General features: G+C 55.9%; 23 protein-coding genes, 4 tRNA genes and 1 other RNA gene. 14 read left to right on the forward strand and 14 right to left on the reverse strand.

All coding sequences use genetic code 11. From position 1 onward, the window contains the following. Window positions 1-101: 101 nt before the first annotated feature. From URZ40_RS05895 to pdxK, 6 genes are all read left to right on the forward strand, one after another. On the forward strand, window positions 102-1115 hold the full coding sequence (locus tag URZ40_RS05895; RefSeq protein ID WP_320720018.1) for a sulfate ABC transporter substrate-binding protein: 1014 nt from the start codon (window positions 102-104) through the stop codon (window positions 1113-1115). Further along, on the forward strand, window positions 1115-1948 hold the full coding sequence (gene cysT / locus URZ40_RS05900; RefSeq protein WP_061097449.1) for a sulfate/thiosulfate ABC transporter permease CysT: 834 nt from the start codon (window positions 1115-1117) through the stop codon (window positions 1946-1948). The genes URZ40_RS05895 and cysT overlap by 1 nt, the downstream gene beginning before the upstream one ends. Further along, the gene (gene cysW, locus URZ40_RS05905) at window positions 1948-2823 is read left to right on the forward strand and encodes a sulfate/thiosulfate ABC transporter permease CysW (RefSeq protein ID WP_116343139.1); all 876 of its coding nucleotides are present in this window, start codon (window positions 1948-1950) and stop codon (window positions 2821-2823) included. Before cysT ends, cysW begins: the two co-directional genes overlap by 1 nt. Next, window positions 2813-3907 (forward strand): sulfate/thiosulfate ABC transporter ATP-binding protein CysA, encoded by a 1095-nt coding sequence (cysA, locus tag URZ40_RS05910; protein WP_023615695.1) that lies wholly within the window; start codon window positions 2813-2815, stop codon window positions 3905-3907. Before cysW ends, cysA begins: the two co-directional genes overlap by 11 nt. 113 nt (window positions 3908-4020) lie before the next feature. Next, window positions 4021-4932, forward strand: coding sequence for a cysteine synthase CysM (cysM, locus tag URZ40_RS05915; RefSeq protein WP_316380596.1), 912 nt, complete (start codon window positions 4021-4023; stop codon window positions 4930-4932). 5 nt (window positions 4933-4937) lie between these two features. Beyond that, window positions 4938-5774, forward strand: a complete 837-nt coding sequence (gene pdxK, locus URZ40_RS05920) for a pyridoxine/pyridoxal/pyridoxamine kinase (RefSeq protein ID WP_023332955.1) — start codon at window positions 4938-4940, stop codon at window positions 5772-5774. A gap of 44 nt (window positions 5775-5818) precedes the next feature. Here the strand turns inward: pdxK and crr are convergent, their stop codons facing one another. From crr to cysZ, 5 genes are all read right to left on the reverse strand, one after another. Next, window positions 5819-6328, reverse strand: coding sequence for a PTS glucose transporter subunit IIA (gene crr, locus URZ40_RS05925; protein ID WP_003861316.1), 510 nt, complete (start codon window positions 6326-6328; stop codon window positions 5819-5821). A 40-nt stretch (window positions 6329-6368) separates the two neighbouring features. Beyond that, on the reverse strand, window positions 6369-8096 hold the full coding sequence (gene ptsI, locus URZ40_RS05930; RefSeq protein WP_116343133.1) for a phosphoenolpyruvate-protein phosphotransferase PtsI: 1728 nt from the start codon (window positions 8094-8096) through the stop codon (window positions 6369-6371). A gap of 44 nt (window positions 8097-8140) precedes the next feature. Then, entirely contained in the window at window positions 8141-8398 is a 258-nt protein-coding gene (gene ptsH / locus URZ40_RS05935; protein WP_000487600.1) for a phosphocarrier protein Hpr, read from the reverse strand. A 317-nt stretch (window positions 8399-8715) separates the two neighbouring features. Further along, window positions 8716-9687, reverse strand: a complete 972-nt coding sequence (gene cysK / locus URZ40_RS05940; RefSeq protein WP_014884739.1) for a cysteine synthase A — start codon at window positions 9685-9687, stop codon at window positions 8716-8718. 163 nt (window positions 9688-9850) lie between these two features. After that, complete coding sequence (cysZ, locus tag URZ40_RS05945) at window positions 9851-10612, reverse strand: sulfate transporter CysZ (RefSeq protein ID WP_320720020.1); 762 nt, start codon at window positions 10610-10612, stop codon at window positions 9851-9853. A gap of 230 nt (window positions 10613-10842) precedes the next feature. Here cysZ and zipA point away from each other — a divergent pair, with 230 nt between their 5' ends. From zipA to URZ40_RS05960, 3 genes are all read left to right on the forward strand, one after another. After that, entirely contained in the window at window positions 10843-11826 is a 984-nt protein-coding gene (zipA, locus tag URZ40_RS05950; protein WP_316380593.1) for a cell division protein ZipA, read from the forward strand. Between the two features lie 69 nt (window positions 11827-11895). After that, the gene (ligA, locus tag URZ40_RS05955; protein ID WP_320720022.1) at window positions 11896-13911 is read left to right on the forward strand and encodes an NAD-dependent DNA ligase LigA; all 2016 of its coding nucleotides are present in this window, start codon (window positions 11896-11898) and stop codon (window positions 13909-13911) included. Window position 13912: 1 nt separating this feature from the next. Continuing rightward, window positions 13913-14128 (forward strand): DUF3820 family protein, encoded by a 216-nt coding sequence (locus tag URZ40_RS05960; RefSeq protein ID WP_003861328.1) that lies wholly within the window; start codon window positions 13913-13915, stop codon window positions 14126-14128. Here URZ40_RS05960 and URZ40_RS05965 read toward each other — a convergent pair. Then, a complete protein-coding gene (locus tag URZ40_RS05965) occupies window positions 14125-15120 on the reverse strand; it encodes a bile acid:sodium symporter family protein (RefSeq protein ID WP_320720024.1) in 996 nt (331 codons plus the stop codon). The genes URZ40_RS05960 and URZ40_RS05965 overlap by 4 nt on opposite strands. An 89-nt stretch (window positions 15121-15209) precedes the next feature. Here URZ40_RS05965 and URZ40_RS05970 point away from each other — a divergent pair, with 89 nt between their 5' ends. Continuing rightward, window positions 15210-16145: a LysR family transcriptional regulator gene (locus URZ40_RS05970; RefSeq protein WP_320720025.1), complete on the forward strand. Its 936-nt coding sequence runs from the start codon at window positions 15210-15212 to the stop codon at window positions 16143-16145. Here the strand turns inward: URZ40_RS05970 and URZ40_RS05975 are convergent. Next, window positions 16142-16483 (reverse strand): FlxA-like family protein, encoded by a 342-nt coding sequence (locus tag URZ40_RS05975; protein ID WP_163330543.1) that lies wholly within the window; start codon window positions 16481-16483, stop codon window positions 16142-16144. The two genes, URZ40_RS05970 and URZ40_RS05975, sit on opposite strands and share 4 nt — an antisense overlap. A gap of 207 nt (window positions 16484-16690) precedes the next feature. On the opposite strand from URZ40_RS05975, the gene xapA reads away from it, so the two are divergent. The 3 genes from xapA (at window position 16691) to URZ40_RS05990 (ending at window position 19775) form a co-directional block, all read left to right on the forward strand. Next, complete coding sequence (gene xapA / locus URZ40_RS05980; RefSeq protein WP_320720026.1) at window positions 16691-17515, forward strand: xanthosine phosphorylase; 825 nt, start codon at window positions 16691-16693, stop codon at window positions 17513-17515. 51 nt (window positions 17516-17566) lie between these two features. Further along, window positions 17567-18823 carry a nucleoside permease gene (locus URZ40_RS05985; protein WP_166711913.1) on the forward strand — a complete coding sequence of 419 codons (1257 nt, stop codon included), beginning with the start codon at window positions 17567-17569 and terminating at the stop codon, window positions 18821-18823. A gap of 67 nt (window positions 18824-18890) precedes the next feature. Further along, the gene (locus tag URZ40_RS05990; RefSeq protein ID WP_116343114.1) at window positions 18891-19775 is read left to right on the forward strand and encodes a LysR family transcriptional regulator; all 885 of its coding nucleotides are present in this window, start codon (window positions 18891-18893) and stop codon (window positions 19773-19775) included. Between the two features lie 43 nt (window positions 19776-19818). Here URZ40_RS05990 and URZ40_RS05995 read toward each other — a convergent pair. From URZ40_RS05995 to URZ40_RS06015, 5 genes are all read right to left on the reverse strand, one after another. Continuing rightward, a non-coding RNA gene (locus tag URZ40_RS05995) (RtT sRNA) lies at window positions 19819-19947 on the reverse strand. A 26-nt stretch (window positions 19948-19973) separates the two neighbouring features. Beyond that, window positions 19974-20049 (reverse strand) — tRNA-Lys (locus URZ40_RS06000). 4 nt (window positions 20050-20053) lie between these two features. Continuing rightward, window positions 20054-20129: transfer RNA gene (locus URZ40_RS06005), tRNA-Val, on the reverse strand. Between the two features lie 29 nt (window positions 20130-20158). Beyond that, window positions 20159-20234: transfer RNA gene (locus URZ40_RS06010), tRNA-Val, on the reverse strand. 41 nt (window positions 20235-20275) lie between these two features. Further along, a tRNA-Val gene (locus URZ40_RS06015) sits at window positions 20276-20351 on the reverse strand. Between the two features lie 258 nt (window positions 20352-20609). On the opposite strand from URZ40_RS06015, the gene gltX reads away from it, so the two are divergent. After that, a complete protein-coding gene (gltX, locus tag URZ40_RS06020; RefSeq protein WP_116338437.1) occupies window positions 20610-22025 on the forward strand; it encodes a glutamate--tRNA ligase in 1416 nt (471 codons plus the stop codon). 51 nt (window positions 22026-22076) lie between these two features. On the opposite strand, the gene URZ40_RS06025 is transcribed toward gltX, so the two are convergent. Together URZ40_RS06025 and URZ40_RS06030 are read right to left on the reverse strand one after the other, a co-directional pair. Continuing rightward, a complete protein-coding gene (locus URZ40_RS06025; protein WP_233002531.1) occupies window positions 22077-22460 on the reverse strand; it encodes a YfeC-like transcriptional regulator in 384 nt (127 codons plus the stop codon). Window position 22461: 1 nt separating this feature from the next. Then, window positions 22462-22824, reverse strand: coding sequence for a YfeC-like transcriptional regulator (locus URZ40_RS06030; RefSeq protein WP_028013988.1), 363 nt, complete (start codon window positions 22822-22824; stop codon window positions 22462-22464). Window positions 22825-22835 lie beyond the last annotated feature (11 nt).

Below are 22835 nucleotides of genomic sequence, written 5' to 3' on the forward strand. Positions count from 1 at the left end.
TGCTTGTAAATCACCAAACGGTATATAAAACCGTTACTCCTTTCATCCCCGTTATAAATATTATGACTATAAGATAGTCATCACATTTATAAGGGTGCGCAATGGCCGTTACTGTACTGAAAAAAGGAACTCTGGCGCTGGCAGGTATACTGCTGGTGGCCCAGGCGCAGGCGACCGAGCTGCTGAACAGCTCGTATGACGTTTCCCGCGAGCTGTTTGCCGCCCTTAACCCACCGTTTGAGCAGCAGTGGGCGAAAGACAATAACGGCGATAAGCTGACCGTCAAGCAGTCCCACGCCGGCTCGTCCAAGCAGGCGCTGGCGATTTTGCAGGGGCTGAAAGCGGACGTCGTGACCTATAACCAGGTGACTGACGTGCAGATCCTGCACGACAAGGGCAAGCTGCTCCCGGCTGACTGGCAGAGCCGCCTGCCGAACAACAGCTCGCCGTTCTACTCCACCATGGGCTTCCTGGTGCGTAAGGGTAATCCAAAAAATATCCACGACTGGAGCGACCTGGTGCGTTCCGACGTGAAGCTGATTTTCCCGAACCCAAAAACCTCCGGTAACGCACGCTACACCTGGTTAGCCGCGTGGGGCGCGGCGGACAAGGCTGACGGAAACGACAAAGCCAAAACCGAGCAGTTCATGACCCAGTTCCTGAAAAACGTCGAAGTGTTCGATACCGGCGGCCGCGGCGCGACCACCACCTTCGCCGAACGCGGTCTGGGTGACGTGCTGATCAGCTTTGAATCCGAAGTGAACAACATTCGCAAGCAGTACGAAGCGCAGGGCTTCGAGGTGGTTATCCCGAAAACCAACATCCTGGCCGAGTTCCCGATAGCGTGGGTGGATAAAAACGTGCAGGCGAACGGCACCGAGAAAGCGGCAAAAGCCTATCTCAACTACCTGTACAGCCCGCAGGCGCAGACCATCATTACCGATTACTACTACCGCGTGAACAACCCGGACGTCATGAACAAACTGAAAGACAAATTCCCGCAGACCGCCCTGTTCCGCGTGGAAGATCATTTCGGCTCCTGGCCTGAGGTGATGAAAACGCACTTTGCCAGCGGCGGTGAGTTAGACAAATTGCTGGCGGCGGGGCGTAAGTAATGTTTGCAGTCTCGACAAAACGCGTGCTGCCGGGCTTTACCTTAAGCCTGGGGACCAGCCTGCTGTTCGTCTGCCTGATCCTGCTGTTGCCGCTCAGCGCGCTGGTGATGCAACTTGCTCAGATGAGCTGGGCGCAGTACTGGGAGGTCATCACCAACCCGCAGGTGGTGGCGGCCTATAAGGTGACGCTGCTGTCGGCGTTTGTCGCCTCCATTTTTAACGGCGTGTTTGGCCTGCTGATGGCGTGGATCTTAACCCGCTATCGCTTCCCGGGTCGCACGCTGCTTGATGCACTGATGGATCTGCCGTTTGCGCTGCCGACGGCGGTCGCGGGCTTAACCCTCGCGTCGCTCTTCTCCGTGAACGGGCTGTACGGCGAGTGGCTGGCGAAGTTTGATATCAAAGTGACCTATACCTGGCTTGGGATCGCGGTGGCGATGGCCTTTACCAGCATCCCGTTTGTGGTCCGTACCGTGCAGCCGGTGCTGGAAGAGCTGGGTCCGGAATATGAAGAGGCGGCGGAAACGCTGGGCGCCACGCGCTGGCAGAGCTTCCGTAAAGTGGTTCTGCCGGAGCTTTCTCCGGCGCTGATGGCGGGCGTCGCGCTGTCGTTTACCCGCAGCCTGGGTGAGTTCGGCGCGGTGATTTTTATCGCCGGGAACATCGCCTGGAAAACGGAAGTTACTTCGCTGATGATTTTCATCCGTCTGCAGGAGTTTGATTACCCGGCGGCGAGCGCGATTGCCTCGGTGATCCTGGCGGCCTCGCTGCTGCTGCTGTACTCGATTAACACTCTGCAAAGTCGCTTTGGTCGACGTGTGGTAGGTCACTGATGGCGGAAGTTACGCAATTGAAGCGATACGATGCGCCCCGCATCAACTGGGGTAAATGGTTTCTGATTGGCGTGGGCGTGCTGGTGTCTGCCCTCATTCTCGTCGTCCCGACGGTTTATATCTTCGTTCAGGCGTTCAGCAAGGGGCTGATGCCCGCGCTGGAGAACCTGGCGGACCCGGATATGCTGCATGCCATCTGGCTGACGGTGCTGATTGCGTTGATCACCGTGCCGGTGAACCTGGTATTCGGTACCCTGCTGGCCTGGCTGGTGACGCGCTTTAACTTCCCGGGACGTCAGATGCTGCTGACGCTGCTGGATATTCCCTTTGCCGTGTCGCCGGTGGTGGCGGGTCTGGTGTACCTGCTCTTTTACGGCTCCAACGGTCCGCTGGGCGGCTGGCTGGATGCGCATAACCTGCAGATCATGTTCGCCTGGCCGGGCATGGTGCTGGTGACCATCTTCGTGACCTGTCCGTTTGTGGTGCGTGAGCTGGTGCCGGTGATGTTAAGCCAGGGCAGCAACGAAGATGAAGCAGCGGTGCTGCTGGGCGCGTCAGGCTGGCAGATGTTCCGTCGCGTCACGCTGCCGAACATTCGCTGGGCGCTGCTTTACGGCGTGGTGCTGACCAACGCCCGCGCGATCGGTGAGTTCGGTGCCGTTTCCGTTGTTTCCGGCTCCATCCGTGGTGAGACCCTGTCGCTGCCGCTCCAGATTGAACTGCTGCAGCAGGACTACAACACCATTGGCTCGTTTACTGCCGCAGCGTTGCTGACGCTGATGGCCATTTTGACCCTGTTTTTGAAGAGTGTGGTGCAGTGGCGTTTAGAAAATCAGGAAAAACGTCAGCATCAGGAGGGAAATCATGAGCATTGAGATTGCCAATATTAAGAAGTCTTTTGGTCGCACCCAGGTGCTGAATGATATCTCGCTGGATATCCCTTCCGGACAAATGGTGGCGCTGCTTGGGCCGTCTGGCTCGGGAAAAACCACGCTGCTGCGTATTATCGCCGGGCTTGAGCATCAGACCAGCGGGCATATCCGCTTCCACGGCACCGACGTGAGCCGCCTGCACGCCCGCGATCGTAAAGTGGGCTTTGTGTTTCAGCACTACGCTCTTTTCCGTCACATGACCGTGTTCGACAACATCGCCTTTGGCCTGACCGTGCTGCCGCGTCGCGAGCGCCCGGATGCGGCAACCATTAAAGCGAAAGTGACCAAACTGCTGGAGATGGTGCAGCTGGCTCACCTGGCGGACCGTTTCCCGGCCCAGCTTTCCGGTGGGCAGAAACAGCGCGTGGCGCTGGCGCGCGCGCTTGCCGTTGAGCCGCAAATTTTGCTGCTGGATGAGCCGTTTGGCGCGCTGGACGCGCAGGTGCGTAAAGAGCTGCGCCGCTGGCTGCGCCAGCTGCATGAAGAGCTGAAGTTCACCAGCGTCTTCGTGACCCACGACCAGGAAGAGGCGATGGAAGTTGCGGACCGCGTGGTGGTCATGAGCCAGGGCAACATTGAGCAGGTTGACGAGCCGGAGCAGCTCTGGCGCGAGCCGGCGACCCGCTTCGTGCTGGAGTTTATGGGCGAGGTAAACCGTCTGCAGGGCACCATTCGCGGTGGGCAGTTCCACGTCGGCGCGCACCGCTGGCCGCTGGGCTACACCTCCGCGCATCAGGGACCGGTCGATCTGTTCCTGCGCCCATGGGAGGTGGACGTCAGCCGCCGAACCAGCCTGGATTCACCGCTGCCGGTTCAGGTGCTGGAAGCTAGCCCTAAAGGTCACTACACCCAATTGGTGGTACAGCCGCTGGGTTGGTATACCGAGCCGCTGACCGTGGTTATGCGCGACGACGTGCCGCCGCACCGGGGAGAGCGCCTGTTTGTCGGGCTGCAGCATGCCCGGATTTATCACGGTAACGAGCGGATTGAGACGCGCGAGGATATTGCTCTGGCGGAGTCAGCCTGATAGGTTAGGATTACGTAGTTTTGCCGGGTGGCGCTGCGCTTACCCGGCCTACAATATGACGTCTGTAGGCCCGGTAAGCGAAGCGCCACCGGGCTTTTTATTGGACAGCGATCATGAAAACATTAGAAAACACCATCGGCAACACGCCTCTGGTCAAGCTTCAGCGTATGGGGCCAGACAACGGCAGTGAAATCTGGGTCAAACTCGAAGGCAATAACCCGGCGGGGTCGGTAAAAGACCGCGCGGCGCTGTCGATGATTGTCCAGGCCGAAAAACGCGGTGAAATTAAGCCCGGCGACGTGCTGATTGAAGCCACCAGCGGCAACACCGGCATCGCCCTGGCGATGATTGCGGCGCTGAAAGGCTACCGCATGAAGCTGCTGATGCCGGACAACATGAGCCAGGAGCGCCGCGCCGCGATGCGTGCCTACGGGGCCGAGCTGATTCTGGTGACCAAAGAGCAGGGGATGGAAGGCGCGCGCGACTTAGCGTTAGAAATGGCCGGGCGCGGCGAAGGTAAGCTGCTCGACCAGTTCAACAACCCGGACAACCCGTACGCGCACTACACCACTACCGGGCCGGAAATTTGGCAGCAAACCGACGGACGCATCACCCATTTTGTCTCCAGCATGGGCACCACCGGCACCATTACCGGCGTGTCGCGTTTTCTGCGCGAGCAGGCGAAAGCTGTCACCATCGTTGGCCTGCAGCCGGAAGAGGGGAGCAGCATTCCGGGCATTCGCCGCTGGCCTGCGGAGTATATGCCCGGCATCTTTAATGCGCAGCTTGTGGACCAGGTGCTGGATCTTCACCAGCGCGAGGCGGAAAATACCATGCGTGAGCTGGCCGTGCGCGAAGGTATCTTCTGCGGCGTTAGCTCGGGCGGCGCGGTAGCGGGTGCGATTCGGGTAGCACAGGCAAACCCGGGTGCCGTAGTGGTGGCGATTATTTGCGATCGCGGCGATCGCTATCTGTCTACCGGCGTCTTTGGTGAAGAAAGTTATTCGCAGGGGGCGGGGATTTAAGCATCATGGAGATGATTCTATTCCGGGATAATACCCGGGCGCAGCAAACCGACATTGTCGCCGTGCAGTCGCAGGTGGTTTACGGCAGCGTGGGGAACAGCATTGCGGTTCCGAATATTCGTACCCACAGGCTGAACGTTACCGCCGTGCCGACGGTACTGTTCAGCAACACGCCGCACTATGACACGTTTTATGGTGGAGTGATCCCCGACGAGTGGTTCAGCGGCTACCTGAAGGCGCTGGAAGAGCGAGAGATCCTGCGCGAGCTTAAGGCGGTCACCACCGGCTATATGGGCAGTGCCAGCCAGATCGTACTGCTGGCGCAGTGGCTGAAGGCGGTCAAAGCGCAGCATCCTGACCTGCTGGTGCTGGTCGATCCGGTTATCGGCGATATCGACAGCGGGATGTACGTGAAGCCCGAGATCCCGCAGGCGTATCGGGAGCACCTGCTGCCACTGGCGCAGGGGATCACGCCAAACGTCTATGAGCTCGAAGTGTTGAGCGGCAAACCGTGCCGTACGCCGGAAAGCGCCATCGCGGCGGCGCAGGGACTGCTCTCTGACAGCCTGAAATGGGTGGCGATCACAAGCGCGCCGGTCGCAGACGACCCGGAAAACATCCATGTGGTGCTGGTGACGAATGAAGGCGTGACCGTCAGCGCGCACCCGCGCGTAGAAACCGATCTGAAAGGGACGGGCGACCTGTTCTGTTCAGAGTTGGTGAGCGGCATTGTAGAGGGGAAAACCGTTGCCGATGCCATTCGCATGGCCGGCGATCGGGTGACTGACGTGATGCTTTATACCCAGTCGAAAGGCTATGACGAGCTTATCCTCCCTGCATAAACAAAAATGGCGCCCGAAGGCGCCATTTTTCTGTGCGGCAAGAATTACTTCTTGATGCGGATAACCGGGGTTTCACCCACGGTGACGCTGCCAGACAGTTTGATCAGTTCTTTGATTTCGTCCATGTTGGAGATAACAACCGGCGTCAGGGTAGACTTGGCTTTTTCTTCCAGCAGTGGCAGATCGAATTCAATCACCGGGTCGCCAACTTTAACACGCTGGCCTTCTTCCGCGATACGTTTGAAGCCTTCGCCTTTCAGTTCAACGGTGTCGATACCGAAGTGAACGAACAGTTCGATACCGCTATCTGATTCGATAGAGAACGCATGGTTGGTTTCAAAAATTTTACCGATGGTGCCGTCAACTGGAGCAACCATTTTGTTGCCAGTTGGTTTGATAGCAATGCCATCACCAACGATTTTCTCAGCAAACACTACATCCGGCACGTCTTCGATGTTGACGATCTCGCCGGAGAGCGGAGCAACAATCTCAATAGTTCCGGAGTCTTTCTTATCATCAGAAACCAGAGATTTCAGTTTATCGAACAAACCCATGATCTTCTCCTAAGCAGTAATTTGGGCCGCATCTCGTGGATTAGCAGATTGTTTTTTCTTCAATGAACTTGTTAACCAGCGTCATTAACTCGTCCGTTGTCGGTTGAGCAAGAGCCTGCTCTGCTAACACCTTCGCATCTTCGAAGTTCGTGTTACGGATAATCTTCTTAATGCGCGGGATGGAAATGGCGCTCATAGAGAATTCGTCCAGACCCATACCCAGCAACAGAAGTGTAGCACGTTCGTCGCCTGCAAGCTCACCACACATGCCAGTCCATTTACCTTCTGCATGAGAAGCATCAATAACTTGCTTGATCAAGTTCAGTACGGACGGTGACATTGGCTGGTAGAGATGTGAAATCATATCATTACCACGGTCAACTGCCAGGGTGTACTGCGTTAAATCATTGGTGCCGATACTAAAGAAATCAACTTCTTTGGCTAAATGACGCGCAATAGTCGCCGCAGCAGGTGTTTCCACCATCACGCCGATCTCAATTGACTCGTCAAACGCTTTACCTTCGTCACGCAGTTCCTGTTTGTAGATTTCGATCTCTTTCTTCAGTGCACGCACTTCTTCAACAGAGATGATCATCGGGAACATGATGCGCAGTTTACCGAAAGCGGAGGCACGCAGGATTGCGCGAACCTGGTCACGCAGGATCTCTTTACGATCCATCGCGATACGAATCGCACGCCAGCCCAGGAATGGGTTCTCTTCTTTCGGGAAGTTCATGTACGGCAGCTCTTTGTCGCCACCGATGTCCATGGTACGGACGATAACCGCCTGAGAGCCACACGCTTCAGCCACGGCTTTATAAGCAGCAAACTGCTCTTCTTCCGTTGGCAGCGCGTCGCGGTCCATGAACAGGAATTCTGTACGATAGAGACCTACGCCTTCCGCACCGTTGCGCTCAGCGCCATCAACGTCGCGGACGGTACCGATGTTTGCGCACACTTCTACCTGATGGCCGTCCAGGGTGATGGCTGGCAGGTCTTTCAGCTTAGCGAGTTCCGCTTTTTCAGTCGCAACCTGCTCCTGAACCGCGCGCAGTTTTTCGATCTCTTCGTTAGTTGGGTTGACGTAAACCAGATTGTTTACGGCATCCAGAATCAGATAATCGCCGTTTTTCACCTGAGAGGTGACGCTACCGGTACCCACGATGGCAGGCAGTTCCAGGGAGCGCGCCATGATAGAGGTGTGGGAGGTACGGCCACCCGCGTCGGTGATGAAACCGAGGACCTTTTTCAGGTTCAGCTGTGCGGTTTCAGACGGGGTGAGGTCAGCGGCAACCAGGATCACTTCATCCTGAATCGCGCTCAGGTCGATGATGGCCAGGCCCAGGATGTTGCGCAGCAGGCGCTTACCGATGTCACGTACGTCAGCCGCACGCTCTTTCAGGTATTCATCATCCAGTTCTTCCAGGGCAGTTGCCTGACCTTCGATAACTTCATGCGCAGCCGCGTCGGCCGTCATGCCTTTATCTTTAATCAGGGCTATGATTTCCTGCTCCAGCTCCTCATCTTCGAGCAGCATGATGTGCCCTTCGAAGATGGCTTCTTTTTCTTCACCGAAAGTTTCGCCAGCTTTAGTTTTGATTGCTTCCAGTTGCGCAGATGCCTTGGCACGACCGCTCAGAAAACGTTCAACTTCCTGATCAACCTTGTCGGCAGAAATTTTTTTCCGGTCGATGACGATCTCGTCTTCTTTCAGCAGCAGTGCTTTGCCGAAAGCGATACCCGGGGATGCTAAAATGCCTGAAATCATAACCCTACCTTACTTGTGACTGATATTTAAAAGAACCCGGAAACTTACTCGAGCTCAGCCATCAGTTTTACCAGATGCTCAACTGCTTTCTGCTCGTCTTCACCTTCAGCAGAGATGGTGACAACGGTGCCCTGAGTCAGGCCCAGAGTCTGCAGTTTAAACAGGCTTTTTGCGCTGGCGCTTTTGCCGTTGGAAGTCACAGTGATTTCAGAAGTGAAGCCTTTCGCTTCTTTAACAAACTGAGCAGCAGGGCGGGTGTGCAGACCGTTCGGAGCGGTAATGGTAACTTCTTGCTGGAACATTGTATTTCCCCAACTTATAGGTTTAGTGTTGTGGAACTAAAGTCTAGCCTGGCGACTGAACTTTAGCCTGTATTGTTAGCGCTGACGTTTCGATCGTCATTAAACATTATGCAGCGAAAGCAAGACTTGAACCAAATCATAAAATCGATTCAGCAAGGCTATTTCGTTCACTGATTAATTTCACGCATCAAAATAATTGCTGGTTTAAATACCAGACCCTACGGGGTGAAGCAATGCCAGGAGGGGCAAAAGTTTGAAGCAGGCCACAAAAAAGCACCTGAAAAGGTGCTTTTTTACGCGTTATTAACATGCTGGCACTACTGTTGCAGCTCTTTTTCGGTAAACAGATCGGCAAACAGTGCGGTGCTCAAGTAACGCTCACCCGAGGAAGGAAGGATAACCACAATATTCTTATTGGTAAAGGCTTCATCTTCCTGAAGTTTGAGCGCCGCCGCAACGGCCGCACCGGAAGAGATACCCGCCAGAATGCCTTCTTCATCCATCAGGCGACGCGCGGTAGAGATGGCTTCTTCGTTAGTGATGGTGACGACTTTATCGATCAGCTTCAGATCCAGGTTGCCCGGAATGAAGCCTGCGCCAATGCCCTGGATTTTATGCGGGCCTGGCTTGAGCTCTTCACCCGCCAGTGCCTGGGTGATAACCGGTGAGTCGGTTGGCTCAACGGCAACGGTGATCAGGTCTTTTTTACCCTTTGTGCCTTTAATATAGCGAGACACGCCGGTCAGCGTTCCGCCGGTACCCACGCCGGAGATAAATACATCAACCTGGCCGTCGGTATCTTCCCAGATTTCCGGGCCGGTGGTCTTCTCGTGAATTTCCGGGTTAGCCGGGTTGCTGAACTGCTGCAGCAGCAGGTATTTCGCCGGATCGCTGGCCACAATCTCTTCCGCTTTCTGAATGGCACCCTTCATGCCCTTCGCGCCTTCGGTCAGGACCAGGTTCGCGCCCAGCGCTTTGAGCAGCTTGCGACGTTCAATGCTCATGGTTTCCGGCATGGTCAGCGTTAGCTTGTAGCCACGCGCGGCGGCAACATAGGCCAGAGCGATACCGGTGTTACCGCTGGTCGGTTCCACCAGCTCAACGCCAGGCTTCAGCACGCCACGTTTTTCAGCATCCCAAATCATGTTTGCACCGATACGGCATTTTACGCTGAAGCTCGGGTTACGTGATTCGACCTTCGCCAGAATGCGTCCATTACCGATACGGTTCAGTCGAACCAGGGGCGTATGACCGATAGTCAGCGAGTTGTCTTCATAAATCTTACTCATGGCCTGTCCTTAACTGTATGAAATTGGGATACCGACCCAGCATACCTGCTAAGCAGGTAGGGGGAAGTAAGGAATTCGCATATCTATATACTGCAAGGAAATAATGGGGATCAGTATGGAATAAGGGGCGGCATAAGCCACCCCTGCTTTACACATTTTTGCATTATTTCCATAACGCGTGCTTAGCACGGTAGCAGTCCACCCACATCGCCGTCGCGCCGCAAACCGCAACCGGCATGATGAACAGGTTAAGGAAGGGAATCATGGTGAACAGGCTGGTCAGCGCGCCGAACTGCATATTGGCGACCTTCCGGGTGCGCAGGGTAGTGCGCATCGCTTTAAACGGCACCTTGTGGTTATCAAACGGATAGTCGCAGTACTGGATGGCGAGCATCCAGGCGCTGAACAGGAACCACAGCACCGGCGCAACCGTCTGGCCAATGCCGGGAACAAAGTAGAGGGCAAGCAGCACAACCGCGCGGGGGAGGTACCAGGCAAATTTCTGCCACTCGCGCTTCATAATGCGCGGGATATCTTTCACGATCCCCAGTACGCCCGTGTCCGGCGGCGTCGCGCCGGTAAGCCGCGCCTCCAGCTGTTCCGCCAGCAGGCCGTTAAACGGCGCGGCTATCCAGTTCGCAATTGTTGAGAAGAAATAGCCGAACACCAGCAGTACGGAGATGACCGCCACCGGCCAGAGCAGATAGTTCAGCCACTGCAGCCAGTCCGGTACGTAGCTCATCAGCGACGGGATCCAGCTTTCGAGCTTTGTTAACAGCCACCAGAACGCGCCGCCCATCAGAATAATGTTGATCAGCAGCGGCAGAATGACGAAGCGTCGGATACCCGGCAGTGAAACCAGTATCCAGCCCTGTGAAAAATACCAGACGCCGCTGCGCGGGGGAGAAGACGATGTTGAAACCATAACTAGGCTGTACTCCTTTTTTCACAACCAGTGGAATTGCCCGCCTATATTATCCACTTGCGGACCAATGACCAGTTCGGAAATGTTCGAAAAACCAGCAAAAAGCACGATTTACTTCATCTTTATGCTGTGAATGCTCTGCACACACTTGCACTTGACGTAAACGGCAAATACTCTTAGTGAGTAAATGTTTGCCGTGGTGGCAAGGTGTTAGAACAACAGAGAATATAATGATGCAGGATTTGCGTCTGATATTAATCATTGTTGGCGCGATCGCCATAATCGCTTTACTGGTACATGGTTTCTGGACCAGCCGTAAAGAGCGTTCCTCGATGTTTCGCGATCGCCCACTGAAGCGCATGAAGTCCAGTCGTGACGACGATGACACTGAAGATGACATCGACGGCAGCGACGACGACGGCGTGGGTGAAGTTCGTGTTCATCGGGTCAATACTGCGCCCGGCGCGGCTCATGGGGAGCATGAAGCCCCCCGCGCTCCGCAGCACCAGTATCAACCGCCGTATGCCTCTGCCCAGCCGCGTCAGCCAGCGCCGCAGCCGGTGGAAGAACCTGTGCGTCAGGCGCCGCAAGCGCCTGTGCAACAGCAGCCCGCTGCGCCACAGCCGGTTCAAAACCAGCCGGTGCAGCAGCCCGTCCAGCAGCAGCCCGCTCAGCCGGTACAACAGCCGCAGCAGCCTGTTCATGTGCAGCCTGCGCCGCAGCCCGCTCCGGCTCCGCACGTTGAGCCAGAGCCGGTCGTCGAGCCAGAACCGGTTGTCGAAAAGCCACAGCGCAAAGAAGCGGTGATCATCATGAACGTGGCCGCGCATCACGGCAGCCATCTCAACGGTGACGTTCTGCTTAACAGTATTCAACAGGCAGGCTTCAAGTTTGGCGATATGAACATTTTCCATCGCCACCTGAGCCCAGACGGAAGCGGCCCGGCGCTGTTCAGCCTGGCTAACATGGTTAACCCTGGCACCTTCGATCCGGAAATGACCGGTGATTTCGTGACCCCGGGCGTCACTATCTTTATGCAGGTGCCGTCCTACGGCGACGAGCTGCAAAACTTTAAGCTGATGCTGCAGTCCGCTCAGCATATTGCTGATGAAGTGGGTGGTGTGGTGCTCGACGATCAGCGTCGAATGATGACCCCGCAGAAGCTGCGCGAGTATCAGGACCGCATCCGCGAAGTTAAGGAAGCCAACGCGTAATCGTCGCGTTTACGTCAACTCCTCCTCAACCCCCGCCTGTCGGGGGTTTTTTCTCATTGATGGTGCGATATGGACTCAATCGAACAACAACTCACTGAACTGCGAACCACGCTTCGCCATCATGAATATCTCTATCATGTTATGGACGCTCCGGAAGTACCGGATGTGGAGTACGACCGGCTGATGCGCGAGCTGCGCGAGCTTGAGGCGCAGCATCCGGAGCTGATTACGCCGGATTCTCCCACACAGCGCGTCGGTGCTGAGCCGCTGGGGGCTTTCAGCCAGGTGCGTCATGAAGTGCCAATGCTGTCACTGGATAACGTCTTCGATGAAGAGAGCTTCCTCGCGTTTAACAAGCGCGTGCAGGATCGCCTGAAAAGCAGCGATTCCCTCACCTGGTGCTGCGAGCTGAAGCTTGACGGCCTGGCGGTCAGCCTTCTCTATGAAAACGGCGTGCTGGTGCGCGCCGCCACGCGTGGCGACGGTACGACGGGTGAAGACATCACCACCAACGTGCGTACCATCCGCGCGATCCCGCTGAAATTACAGGGTGACAACATTCCTGCGCGTCTGGAAGTGCGTGGGGAAGTATTCCTGCCTCAGGCGGGCTTCGAAAAAATCAATGAAGAAGCGCGTCGCACCGGCGGGAAAGTGTTTGCTAACCCGCGTAACGCGGCGGCAGGCTCTCTGCGCCAGCTTGACCCACGCATCACCGCGAAGCGACCGCTTACTTTCTTCTGCTACGGTGTGGGTATTCTGGAGGGAGGTGAGCTGCCGGATACGCACCTCGGGCGTCTGCTGCAGTTTAAAGCCTGGGGCCTGCCGGTGAGCAACCGCGTTCAGCTCTGCGATTCGCCGGAAGCGGTACTGGCGTTCTACCACAAAGTGGAAGAGGACCGCCCGACGCTCGGTTTTGATATTGATGGCGTTGTCATCAAGGTGAATTCGCTGGCGCTGCAGGAGCAGTTGGGCTTTGTGGCGCGCGCGCCGCGCTGGGCGGTGGCGTTTAAATTCCCTGCCCAGGAGCAGATGACCTTCGTTCGCGACGTAGAGTTCCAGGTGGGCCGTACGGGCGCGATTACTCCAGTCGCACGACTGGAGCCGGTGCAGGTCGCGGGCGTGCTGGTGAGTAATGCTACGCTGCATAACGCCGATGAAATCGAACGCCTGGGCCTGCGCATTGGTGACAAAGTGGTGATTCGCCGCGCGGGGGATGTTATCCCGCAGGTGGTCAACGTCGTAGAGTCAGAACGTCCTGACGATACGCGCGAGGTCGTCTTCCCGACCCACTGCCCGGTATGCGGCTCTGACGTTGAGCGTGTGGAAGGCGAAGCGGTGGCCCGCTGTACGGGCGGCCTGATCTGTGGCGCGCAGCGTAAAGAGTCCCTGAAGCACTTCGTCTCCCGTCGGGCGATGGACGTCGACGGCATGGGCGACAAGATTATCGATCAGCTGGTTGAGAAAGAGTATGTCCATACGCCAGCGGACCTCTTCAGGCTGACGGCGGGTAAACTGACCGGCCTGGATCGCATGGGGCCGAAGTCAGCCCAGAACGTGGTTAACGCGCTGGAAGCGGCGAAAGAGACGACCTTCGCCCGTTTCCTTTACGCGCTGGGCATTCGTGAAGTTGGCGAAGCGACGGCGGCAGGTTTAGCCGCGTACTTTGGTACGCTGGAGGCGCTGGAAAAGGCAAGCATCGACGAGCTGCAGAAAGTGCCGGACGTTGGCATCGTCGTCGCCACGCACGTCTTTAACTTCTTTGCTGAAGAGAGCAACCGCGAGGTCATCGGCCAGTTGCTGGAAGAAGGCATTAAATGGCCCGCGCCAGTGGTGGTCAACGCCGAAGAAATTGATAGTCCATTTGCCGGTAAAACCGTGGTGCTAACCGGTAGCCTGAGTCAGCTTTCTCGCGATGATGCGAAAGCGCGTCTGGTGGCGCTGGGGGCCAAAGTGGCGGGCAGTGTGTCGAAGAAAACCGACCTGGTGATCGCCGGTGAAGCGGCGGGTTCGAAGCTGGCGAAAGCCCAGGAGCTCGGCATTGCGGTGATCGACGAAGCGGAAATGATGCGTCTGTTAGGAGAGTAACGTGGAGAAAGAGCAGCTCGTTGAGATTGCCAATACGGAGATGCCGTTCGGTAAATACAAGGGCCGCAGGCTGATTGATTTGCCGGAGGAGTATCTGCTGTGGTTTGCCCGCAAGGATGAATTTCCTGCAGGGCGACTGGGCGAGCTGATGGCTATCACGCTACTGATTAAAACCGAGGGGCTGACCCAGTTGGTGCAGCCCCTGAAACGTCCTTAAGCCTTCGCGGCGCGGGTCTCTTCCTGCGCCAGTTTTTCCGTCTGGCGCTTGTAGCGACGCGCCAGCACCGCACAGACCATCAGCTGGATCTGGTGGAAAATCATCAGCGGCAGCACCATCATCCCGATCACCGAGGTGGGGAACAGAATGTTCGCCATCGGGATACCGTTTGCCAGGCTCTTTTTGGAGCCGCAGAAGACAATGGTGATCTCATCGGCTTTGCTGAAGCCGCACCTGCGTGCCACAAAAACGTTTACCGCGATGACAATTGCCAGCAGAACGAGGCTGACCACCACGATAAACAGCAGCGAGCCGGCGCCTACCTTATGCCAGATCCCGTTCACGACCGCTTCACTGAAGGCGGAATAGACCACCAGCAGAATCGACGACTGGTCGGTTTTGGAGATCCATTTCTTGTGCTTCGCCACAAACGCGCCGGTCCACGGACGCGAGAGATGCCCGAGGACAAACGGCAGCAGCAGCTGCAGGCAGATTTTGCCGACCTGCTCAAGATTACCTTCCGCGCCGTGCATGTTCATCAGCAGGCCCACCAGCAGCGGGGAGACGAAAATCCCTAACAGGCTGGAGGCGGATGCCGAGCAGACCGCGGCCGCAACGTTCCCTCCGGCAAGAGAGGTAAAGGCAATGGCGGACTGCACGGTAGCCGGGAGAATACAGAGATACAGGAAACCGGTGTAGAGCGCCGGGTCGACGTTAACCGGCGCCCACCATGCAAACAGCACCCCAAGGAGCGGGAACAAAATGAACGTGCTGCACATCACCCAGAGGTGCAGTCGCCAGTGGCTACCGCCGGCGATAATTGCTTCGCGGGAGAGTTTTGCGCCGTGCATAAAGAACAGCAGCGCGATAGCGGCCGTCGTTAGTCCCTCAAAAAACGGCACAAAACCGCCGCGAGCGGGGAAGAACGAGGCCAGTAAAACGGTGGCCACCAGGGTGAGCGTAAACGGATCAAGAATACGAAATAGTTTCATAATGACTCCTGAAAACAGATGTCGCTATTGTGCTTTTTTCCATTTGAGAAATAAAATTGATTTATTGCATCCATTCATGAATTAAAAAGATGAATTATTCCCTGCGTCAGCTTCGCATTTTCGTTACCGTCGCCCACGCCCGTAGCTTCAGTCGGGCAGGGGAGATGATTGGCCTGAGCCAGTCGGCGGTCAGCCACAGCGTGAAAGAGCTGGAAAATCAGACCGGCGTTAGGTTGCTTGACCGCACCACGCGCGAAGTGGTGTTAACCGAAGCAGGGCAGCAGCTGGCCCTGCGCCTTGAACGGCTGCTGGATGAGCTGAACAGCACGCTCAGAGACGTGGGGAGGCTGGGGCAGCAGCTGTCGGGCACCGTGCGGGTTGCGGCCAGCCAGACGATATCCGCGCATCTTATCCCGCAGTGTATTGCCGAGGGAAGCCACCGCTATCCGGACATTGATTTTGTCCTGCATGACCGGCCGCAGCAGTGGGTGCTGGAGAGCATCCGTCAGGGAGATGTGGATTTTGGTATTGTTATCGATCCCGGTCAGGTGAGCGATCTGGCGTGCGAAAGCGTACTTTCTGAGCCCTTTTTGCTGCTCTGCCGTGACGACGACCCGCTGGCAACGTTGCCGGAGGTCAGCTGGCAGTCCCTGACGGGCGCGAACCTGGTTTTACAGGATTATGCCTCGGGCAGCCGCCCGCTGATTGATTCCGCGCTGGTGAATCAGGGCGTTAAGGCAACGATCGTACAGGAGATTGGTCACCCGGCGACGCTGTTTCCGATGGTGGAAGCCGGGATTGGCATCAGCGTGTTGCCCGCCCTGGCGCTTCCCCTGCCGCAGGGAAGCCGCCTGGCCGTCAAGCGATTAACGCCGGTTGTCGAGCGAAAGCTGATGCTGGTGCGGCGAAAAAATCGTTCACTCTCGGGGGCGGCGCAGGCTATCTGGGAAGTGGTGCGTATCCAGGCACAACGATTAACCGAAGCCCGCATACGCGACCCACTGTTTAATGCAACAGACGATTAGATGTAGATATCAATCTGATGATTGTCTGACGGGCTGTTCACCCCTTCCACTTTGCCCAGCTTTTGATCCTGCTTCTTCTGAGCTTCTTCGGCCTGCTGGCGCTGCAGCGCTGCGAGCTGCGCCTGCAGCACTTTGATCTGGGTCTGAATCAGTTCCTGCTGCTTCTTCTTCTCATCCGTACTGCCGGGGCTGTTTGCCAGCTCTTTTAACTGCTGTGTCAGCTTTTTGATCTTGTCGGTAATGCGGCTGATTTGCGCCGCGATATCGTTACTGCCGGAAGCGCCGCTCCCGCCGCTGCTGGTTTGAATGGGTTGGGTTGAAGCCTGAATGGTCGTCATACTTTTTCCTCGCGCTATAAAACAGAGGTATCGGCACCGACGGGATTAGCTTGAGCAAAACTGCCATATCTGGCAGGGGGTTGCATTAATACACAATCAGTATTGATGGTGCGATAAAAGTGTATTGGAGATGACCTGCAGGCTGCGGATATAAGACATAAGTCATGCGATCCCTTCTATCGCGATCTTAATCCTCAAGGAGCCTCTATGACCCTCTCGAATAACCCGTGGTACTGTGCTGACATCATTCGTACCGCTAAGCCAAACTTCACCCCTCGCGTGGCGTTTATTCTCGGCTCCGGCCTGGGCGCGCTCGCCGACCAGATAGACGACGCCGTTTCCCTGAGCTACGAAAAGCTGCCTGGCTTCCCGGTAAGCACCGTGCACGGACATGCCGGCGAGCTGGTGCTTGGGCATCTGGCCGGGGTGCCTGTCGCCTGCATGAAGGGGCGAGGGCACTTCTATGAAGGCCGAGGAATGACCGTCATGACCGATGCGATCCGCACCTTTAAGCTGCTGGGGTGCGAGCTACTGTTTAGCACCAATGCGGCGGGCTCACTACGCCCGGAGGTTCAGCCAGGAAGTCTGGTTGCCCTGAGCGACCATATCAACACCATGCCGGGCACGCCGATGATGGGGCTGAACGATGAGCGCTTTGGCGATCGTTTCTTCTCTCTGGCCAATGCTTACGACGCGGATTACCGTGCCGTTCTGCAAACCGTGGCAGCGAAAGAAGGCTTCCCGCTGCACGAAGGAGTGTTTGTCTCTTATCCCGGCCCGAACTTCGAGACGGCGGCCGAGATCCGCATGATGCAGATTATCGGCGGCGATGTGGTGGGGATGTCCGTGGTGCCTGAAGTGATTTCCGCACGCCATTGCGGCCTGAAGGTGGTGGCCGTTTCTGCTATTACCAATCTCGCCGAAGGTCTGGGAGAGGTAAAACTCTCGCATGAGCAAACCCTTGCTGCCGCCGAGCTCTCCCGCCAGAACTTTATCAATCTTATCTGCGGTTTTCTTCGCCATATTGCCTGAGTAAAACAATAAAGTGGCCCGCCAGGGCCACACTGCGATAAGGAATGGGTTATGAACATCACGACTCGCTTAAAGATGATGTCCTTTATGCAATATTTTATCTGGGGGAGCTGGCTGGTTACCCTCGGCGCTTACATGATTAATACCTTACACTTTACCGGCTCTGACGTGGGCATGGTGTACAGCTCCAAAGGACTTGCCGCGATCGTTATGCCTTCGCTGGTGGGGATTATTGCCGACAAGTGGCTGCGGGCAGACCGCGCATACGTCATTTGCCACCTCGTCTGCGCCGTCGCGCTCTGCTATGCCGCGCAGGTCAATGAGCCAGGGCTGATGTTCTGGGTCATGCTGGTGAATGCGATGGCCTTCATGCCCACGATTGCGCTGTCGAACACCATTTCCTACTCCTGTCTTGAACAGGCAGGGCTGGATACGGTGAGCCATTTTCCGCGAGTGCGGGTGTATGGCACCGTGGGCTTTATAGCGGCGATGTGGGCCATAAGCCTCATGGGCGCGGAGTTAAGCAACGTACAGCTCTATATTGCGGCTGGTGCGTCTCTGCTGCTGGCACTCTATTCTCTGACCCTGCCGGCCATTCCGGTTGTGAAGTCGAAAACGTCTCCGTCTCTGGCAAGCAAGCTGGGCCTCAATGCGTTTATCCTGTTTAAACAGCCCCGCATGGCGGTGTTCTTTTTATTTGCCATGCTGCTCGGCGCCGTGCTGCAGATAACCAACACGTTTGGCAGCCCCTTCCTGCATGATTTTGCGCGTAATCCGGCGTATGCAGATAGCTTTATCGTCAAATATCCGTCCATTCTGCTCTCCGTTTCGCAAATGTCAGAAGTGTTCTTCATCCTGACCATTCCGTACTTCCTCGGACGATTTGGCATTAAAGCCGTCATGCTGATGAGCATGGTGGCCTGGATGCTGCGGTTTGGCCTGTTTGCCTTTGGTGACCCGTCCGCAACGGGCTTTGCGCTGCTCATGCTCTCAATGATTGTCTATGGCTGTGCGTTCGACTTCTTCAACATTTCCGGCTCGGTGTTTGTTGAACAGGAGGTCAGCGCCGATATCCGCGCCAGCGCGCAAGGGTTGTTTATGACGACCGTTAACGGTATCGGGGCGTATTTCGGTTCGGTATTGAGTGGTGCGGCGGTTGATTATTTCTCGGTTGAAGGAGTGAAGGACTGGCAGACGATCTGGCTGGTGTTTGCGGCCTATGCTCTGGTGCTCGCGGTGGTCTTTTACTTCAGCTTTAACTATCGCCACGCCAGTAAAAACAGCGAGATGCGCACAGTTGCGCACTAAATTTTCCCTCCGGACGCTGAAAGGCTTTAAGGTAGGCGCATAAGTGTTATCGCCAGGATATGTTTTGATGGAACGCGTCTATCGAACCGATCTCAAGCTGCTGCGCTATTTTCTGGCCGTGGCGGAGGAACTACATTTTGGACGGGCTGCGGCCCGTCTCAACATGTCCCAGCCGCCGTTAAGCCTGCACATTAAAGAGCTGGAAAGTCAGCTGGGCACGTTACTGTTTATTCGCCACTCGCGGAGCGTCGCGTTGACGCATGCCGGTAAAGTGCTGATGGAAGAGTCACGCCGGCTGCTCGCCAGCGCAAACCAGGCTCTGGCTCGCGTCGAGCAAATTGGCCGGGGGGAAGCAGGGCGCATCGAGCTGGGGATTGTCGGAACCGCCATGTGGAGTGAGGTGCGCACGGTGATGCGCGCTTTCCTGAAAGAGCATCCGAACGTTGATGTCGTTTTTCGCGAAAAATCGCCGGTAATGCAGATGGCGCTGCTTGAGCGCCGGGAGCTGGATGTCGGGATCTGGCGAATGGCAACGGAACCTACCGCGGGTTTTACCAGCCTGCGGTTGCGTGAAGCGGCTTTTCTGGTGGCGATGCCGGAAGATCACCGCCTGGTCAGCGAATCATCCGTTGCGCTTACAGAATTGCAGGATGAGTATTTTGTCACGATGCCTTCAGCACATTCTGACTGGGCATTTTTACATCGCGTTTGCCAGCAAGCCGGGTTTTCGCCGATGATCGTGCGTGAAGCCGTTGAGCCGCAAACGGTACTGGCGATGATCAGCATGGGAATGGGGATTACGCTTGCTGCCGACAGCTACGCGCAAATGCAGTGGCCGGGCGTGGTATTCCGCCCGTTACGGGAGCGTATACCGGCAGATTTGTATGTAGTGTATGACGAGAAGCAGGCGACGCCTGCGGTGAAAACGTTAATTGCGGCGTTGAAGATGTAAAGTGCAGATAGCAAAAAAGCGCCTTTAGGGCGCTTTTTTACATTGGTGGGTCGTGCAGGATGACTCGCTTCGCTCGCCCTTCGGGCCGTCGCCGTAAACGGCTCCGGTGCCTCACTGCGTTCGGCTCGAACCTGCTGCAGGTTCGAATCATCCAGATCGCAGATAGCAAAAAAGCGCCTTTAGGGCGCTTTTTTACATTGGTGGGTCGTGCAGGATTCGAACCTGCGACCAATTGATTAAAAGTCAACTGCTCTACCAACTGAGCTAACGACCCGAAATGGTGGGCGATGACGGGCTCGAACCGCCGACCCCCTCCGTGTAAAGGAGATGCTCTACCAACTGAGCTAATCGCCCATTTCGGAACTGCTGCGATAAGGTGAGAATGGTGGGCGATGACGGGCTCGAACCGCCGACCCCCTCCGTGTAAAGGAGATGCTCTACCAACTGAGCTAATCGCCCAATCTCAATTCTTATCTACACTGCGAGTCTACCGAAGTAGATGGTGGGTGATGACGGGCTCGAACCGCCGACCCCCTCCGTGTAAAGGAGATGCTCTACCAACTGAGCTAATCACCCCCGCTGTGTGGAGTCGCATTATAGGGAGAGTTGAAAATGAGTCAACGCATTTTCTAAAGTTTTTATTCGTTCGTCGTAAAATTAAACAAAACGATCGCAAAACGGGCGGTGGCGCATGATTTCTAAACAAAAACAGTAAACTCCGCCACGATAAAGGGATCGACATTGAGGAATCCCCCCACAGTGATAGAATATTGCCCATCGTTTTTTCCCCGGGATTTGCCGATTGCCGGCATCTTTATAACGTAAGGCCATTTCATGAAAATCAAAACTCGCTTCGCGCCGAGCCCGACAGGCTATCTGCACGTTGGTGGTGCTCGTACTGCTCTCTACTCCTGGCTTTTTGCACGCCACAACAAAGGTGAGTTCGTGCTGCGTATAGAAGACACCGATCTTGAGCGCTCCACGCCGGAAGCAATTGAAGCCATTATGGATGGGATGAACTGGCTGAACCTGGAGTGGGATGAAGGCCCGTATTTCCAGACTAAACGTTTTGACCGCTATAACGCTGTTATTGATGAGATGCTGGTCGCGGGCACGGCGTATAAATGCTACTGCTCCAAAGAGCGTCTGGATGCGCTGCGCGAAGAGCAGATGGCGAACGGTGAAAAACCGCGTTATGACGGCCGCTGCCGCCACGACCATAGCGAGCATGCTGCTGATGAACCGTGCGTGGTGCGTTTTGCTAACCCTCAGGATGGCTCGGTGATTTTCGACGACCAGATCCGTGGCCCGATCGAATTCAGCAACCAGGAGCTGGACGATCTGATCATTCGCCGCACCGACGGTTCTCCAACCTATAACTTCTGCGTAGTGGTTGATGACTGGGATATGGAAATTACCCACGTTGTCCGTGGTGAAGACCATATCAACAATACCCCACGCCAGATCAACATCCTGAAAGCGCTGAATGCGCCTGTGCCTGTCTATGCGCACGTCTCCATGATTAACGGCGACGATGGTAAAAAACTGTCTAAACGTCACGGTGCGGTCAGCGTCATGCAGTATCGCGACGACGGTTATCTGCCCGAAGCGCTGCTGAACTATCTGGTGCGCCTGGGCTGGGCCCACGGTGACCAGGAGATCTTCAGCCGTGAAGAGATGATCGAACTGTTCTCCCTGAGCTCTGTGAGTAAATCAGCGAGCGCATTTAATACCGACAAGCTGCTGTGGCTGAACCACCACTACATCAATACCATGCCGCCGGAATATGTGGCGACGTATCTGCAGTGGCACATTGAGCAGGCAAATATTGATACCCGCACCGGCCCTGAGCTGGCGGACCTGGTGAAACTGCTCGGCGAGCGCTGCAAAACGCTGAAAGAAATTGCCGAAAGCTGCCGCTACTTCTATGAAGAGTTTGACGAGTTCGACGCGGACGCCGCGAAGAAGCATCTCCGTCCGGTAGCTCGTCAGCCGCTGGAAGTGGTGCGTGACAAGCTGGCTGCGCTCACCGAGTGGACCGCTGAGAATGTGCATCATGCCATTCAGGCGACCGCAGACGAGCTGGAAGTTGGCATGGGCAAAGTCGGTATGCCGCTACGCGTTGCGGTGACCGGTGCGGGCCAGTCTCCAGCACTGGACGTGACTGTCCATGCCATCGGGAAATCACGCAGCGTGGCGCGCATCAACAAGGCGCTGGATTTTATTGCAGAACGTGAAAATCAGCAGTAATAAAGTCTTATAAGAAAAAACGGCAGGGTATCCTGCCGTTTTTTTTGCTTTTCATTCAGCAATACCCAGACGAGCAAGAAAACCGCGTATGCCTTCGCGCTTCAGTAAGGTATCCAGACGCTTTTGCTCAAGCTCAGTCATACTCTCCAGCGTTTCGATAATGCCCGGACGCAGATTTGAAGTATGTTCACCGTAAGAGGAGGTCACTTCAGCCAGATGATAAACCGCCTGACGGTTACGGATAGCCGGGAGGCTCATAATATGTTCCTTCACGCGCGCATCAACGTGAATGAGCCGGGCCCGACCGCCTTTTACGCCATTGAGCCCTTCGGTTTTCCACCCCTGCTGGCGTATCCAGCGATTTACCGTTTGTCTGGCAACTCCCAAATTTTCCGCCAGCTCTTCTGTGGTCATTTTGCTACGTAGTCTTTTCATATTAATTCTGGTCGCGAATCCCTAAACGTTGCAACAAACCGGTAATCCCTTCCCGCAACAGCAGCGATGTCATCTGCTTCTGCTCTTCCGGCGTCATTTCATTGGCCAGCGTCAGGAGTAGGGTATGAAGCGAACCGTCAGTGCTGATGCCGTCAGGCATAGCGGATGTTTCCGTTGCCCTGCGTGCGCTGCGGATAAAGTCACGCACTTTTTCGTTCACATGCACCAGTCGCGCTTTACCCCCCTGGACGCCGGGCTTAGGTGACGTTATCCAACCCTCTTTACGTACCCATTTATTGATGGTCTGTCGGCTATAGCCAGTGAGGAGGGCTAACTCTTCCGGCGTCATTCGTTCCTTGATCATGCAATTTCCTG

The organism is Enterobacter sp. 296B2 (assembly GCF_034106185.1).
Lineage (GTDB): Bacteria > Pseudomonadota > Gammaproteobacteria > Enterobacterales > Enterobacteriaceae > Enterobacter > Enterobacter cloacae_N.

Coding starts and splice junctions, on each gene's coding strand:
- crr (WP_003861316.1), bottom strand. CDS start 6,328: ATGGGTTTGTTCGATAAACTGAAATCTCTGGTTTCTGATGATAAGAAA.
- URZ40_RS05895 (WP_320720018.1), top strand. CDS start 102: ATGGCCGTTACTGTACTGAAAAAAGGAACTCTGGCGCTGGCAGGTATA.
- zipA (WP_316380593.1), top strand. CDS start 10,843: ATGATGCAGGATTTGCGTCTGATATTAATCATTGTTGGCGCGATCGCC.
- URZ40_RS05985 (WP_166711913.1), top strand. CDS start 17,567: ATGAACATCACGACTCGCTTAAAGATGATGTCCTTTATGCAATATTTT.
- URZ40_RS06030 (WP_028013988.1), bottom strand. CDS start 22,824: ATGATCAAGGAACGAATGACGCCGGAAGAGTTAGCCCTCCTCACTGGC.
- ligA (WP_320720022.1), top strand. CDS start 11,896: ATGGACTCAATCGAACAACAACTCACTGAACTGCGAACCACGCTTCGC.
- URZ40_RS05990 (WP_116343114.1), top strand. CDS start 18,891: ATGGAACGCGTCTATCGAACCGATCTCAAGCTGCTGCGCTATTTTCTG.
- ptsH (WP_000487600.1), bottom strand. CDS start 8,398: ATGTTCCAGCAAGAAGTTACCATTACCGCTCCGAACGGTCTGCACACC.
- cysM (WP_316380596.1), top strand. CDS start 4,021: ATGAAAACATTAGAAAACACCATCGGCAACACGCCTCTGGTCAAGCTT.
- cysZ (WP_320720020.1), bottom strand. CDS start 10,612: ATGGTTTCAACATCGTCTTCTCCCCCGCGCAGCGGCGTCTGGTATTTT.
- URZ40_RS05965 (WP_320720024.1), bottom strand. CDS start 15,120: ATGAAACTATTTCGTATTCTTGATCCGTTTACGCTCACCCTGGTGGCC.
- URZ40_RS06025 (WP_233002531.1), bottom strand. CDS start 22,460: ATGAAAAGACTACGTAGCAAAATGACCACAGAAGAGCTGGCGGAAAAT.
- xapA (WP_320720026.1), top strand. CDS start 16,691: ATGACCCTCTCGAATAACCCGTGGTACTGTGCTGACATCATTCGTACC.
- URZ40_RS05975 (WP_163330543.1), bottom strand. CDS start 16,483: ATGACGACCATTCAGGCTTCAACCCAACCCATTCAAACCAGCAGCGGC.
- pdxK (WP_023332955.1), top strand. CDS start 4,938: ATGGAGATGATTCTATTCCGGGATAATACCCGGGCGCAGCAAACCGAC.
- cysK (WP_014884739.1), bottom strand. CDS start 9,687: ATGAGTAAGATTTATGAAGACAACTCGCTGACTATCGGTCATACGCCC.
- ptsI (WP_116343133.1), bottom strand. CDS start 8,096: ATGATTTCAGGCATTTTAGCATCCCCGGGTATCGCTTTCGGCAAAGCA.
- cysA (WP_023615695.1), top strand. CDS start 2,813: ATGAGCATTGAGATTGCCAATATTAAGAAGTCTTTTGGTCGCACCCAG.
- URZ40_RS05970 (WP_320720025.1), top strand. CDS start 15,210: ATGAATTATTCCCTGCGTCAGCTTCGCATTTTCGTTACCGTCGCCCAC.
- cysW (WP_116343139.1), top strand. CDS start 1,948: ATGGCGGAAGTTACGCAATTGAAGCGATACGATGCGCCCCGCATCAAC.
- cysT (WP_061097449.1), top strand. CDS start 1,115: ATGTTTGCAGTCTCGACAAAACGCGTGCTGCCGGGCTTTACCTTAAGC.
- gltX (WP_116338437.1), top strand. CDS start 20,610: ATGAAAATCAAAACTCGCTTCGCGCCGAGCCCGACAGGCTATCTGCAC.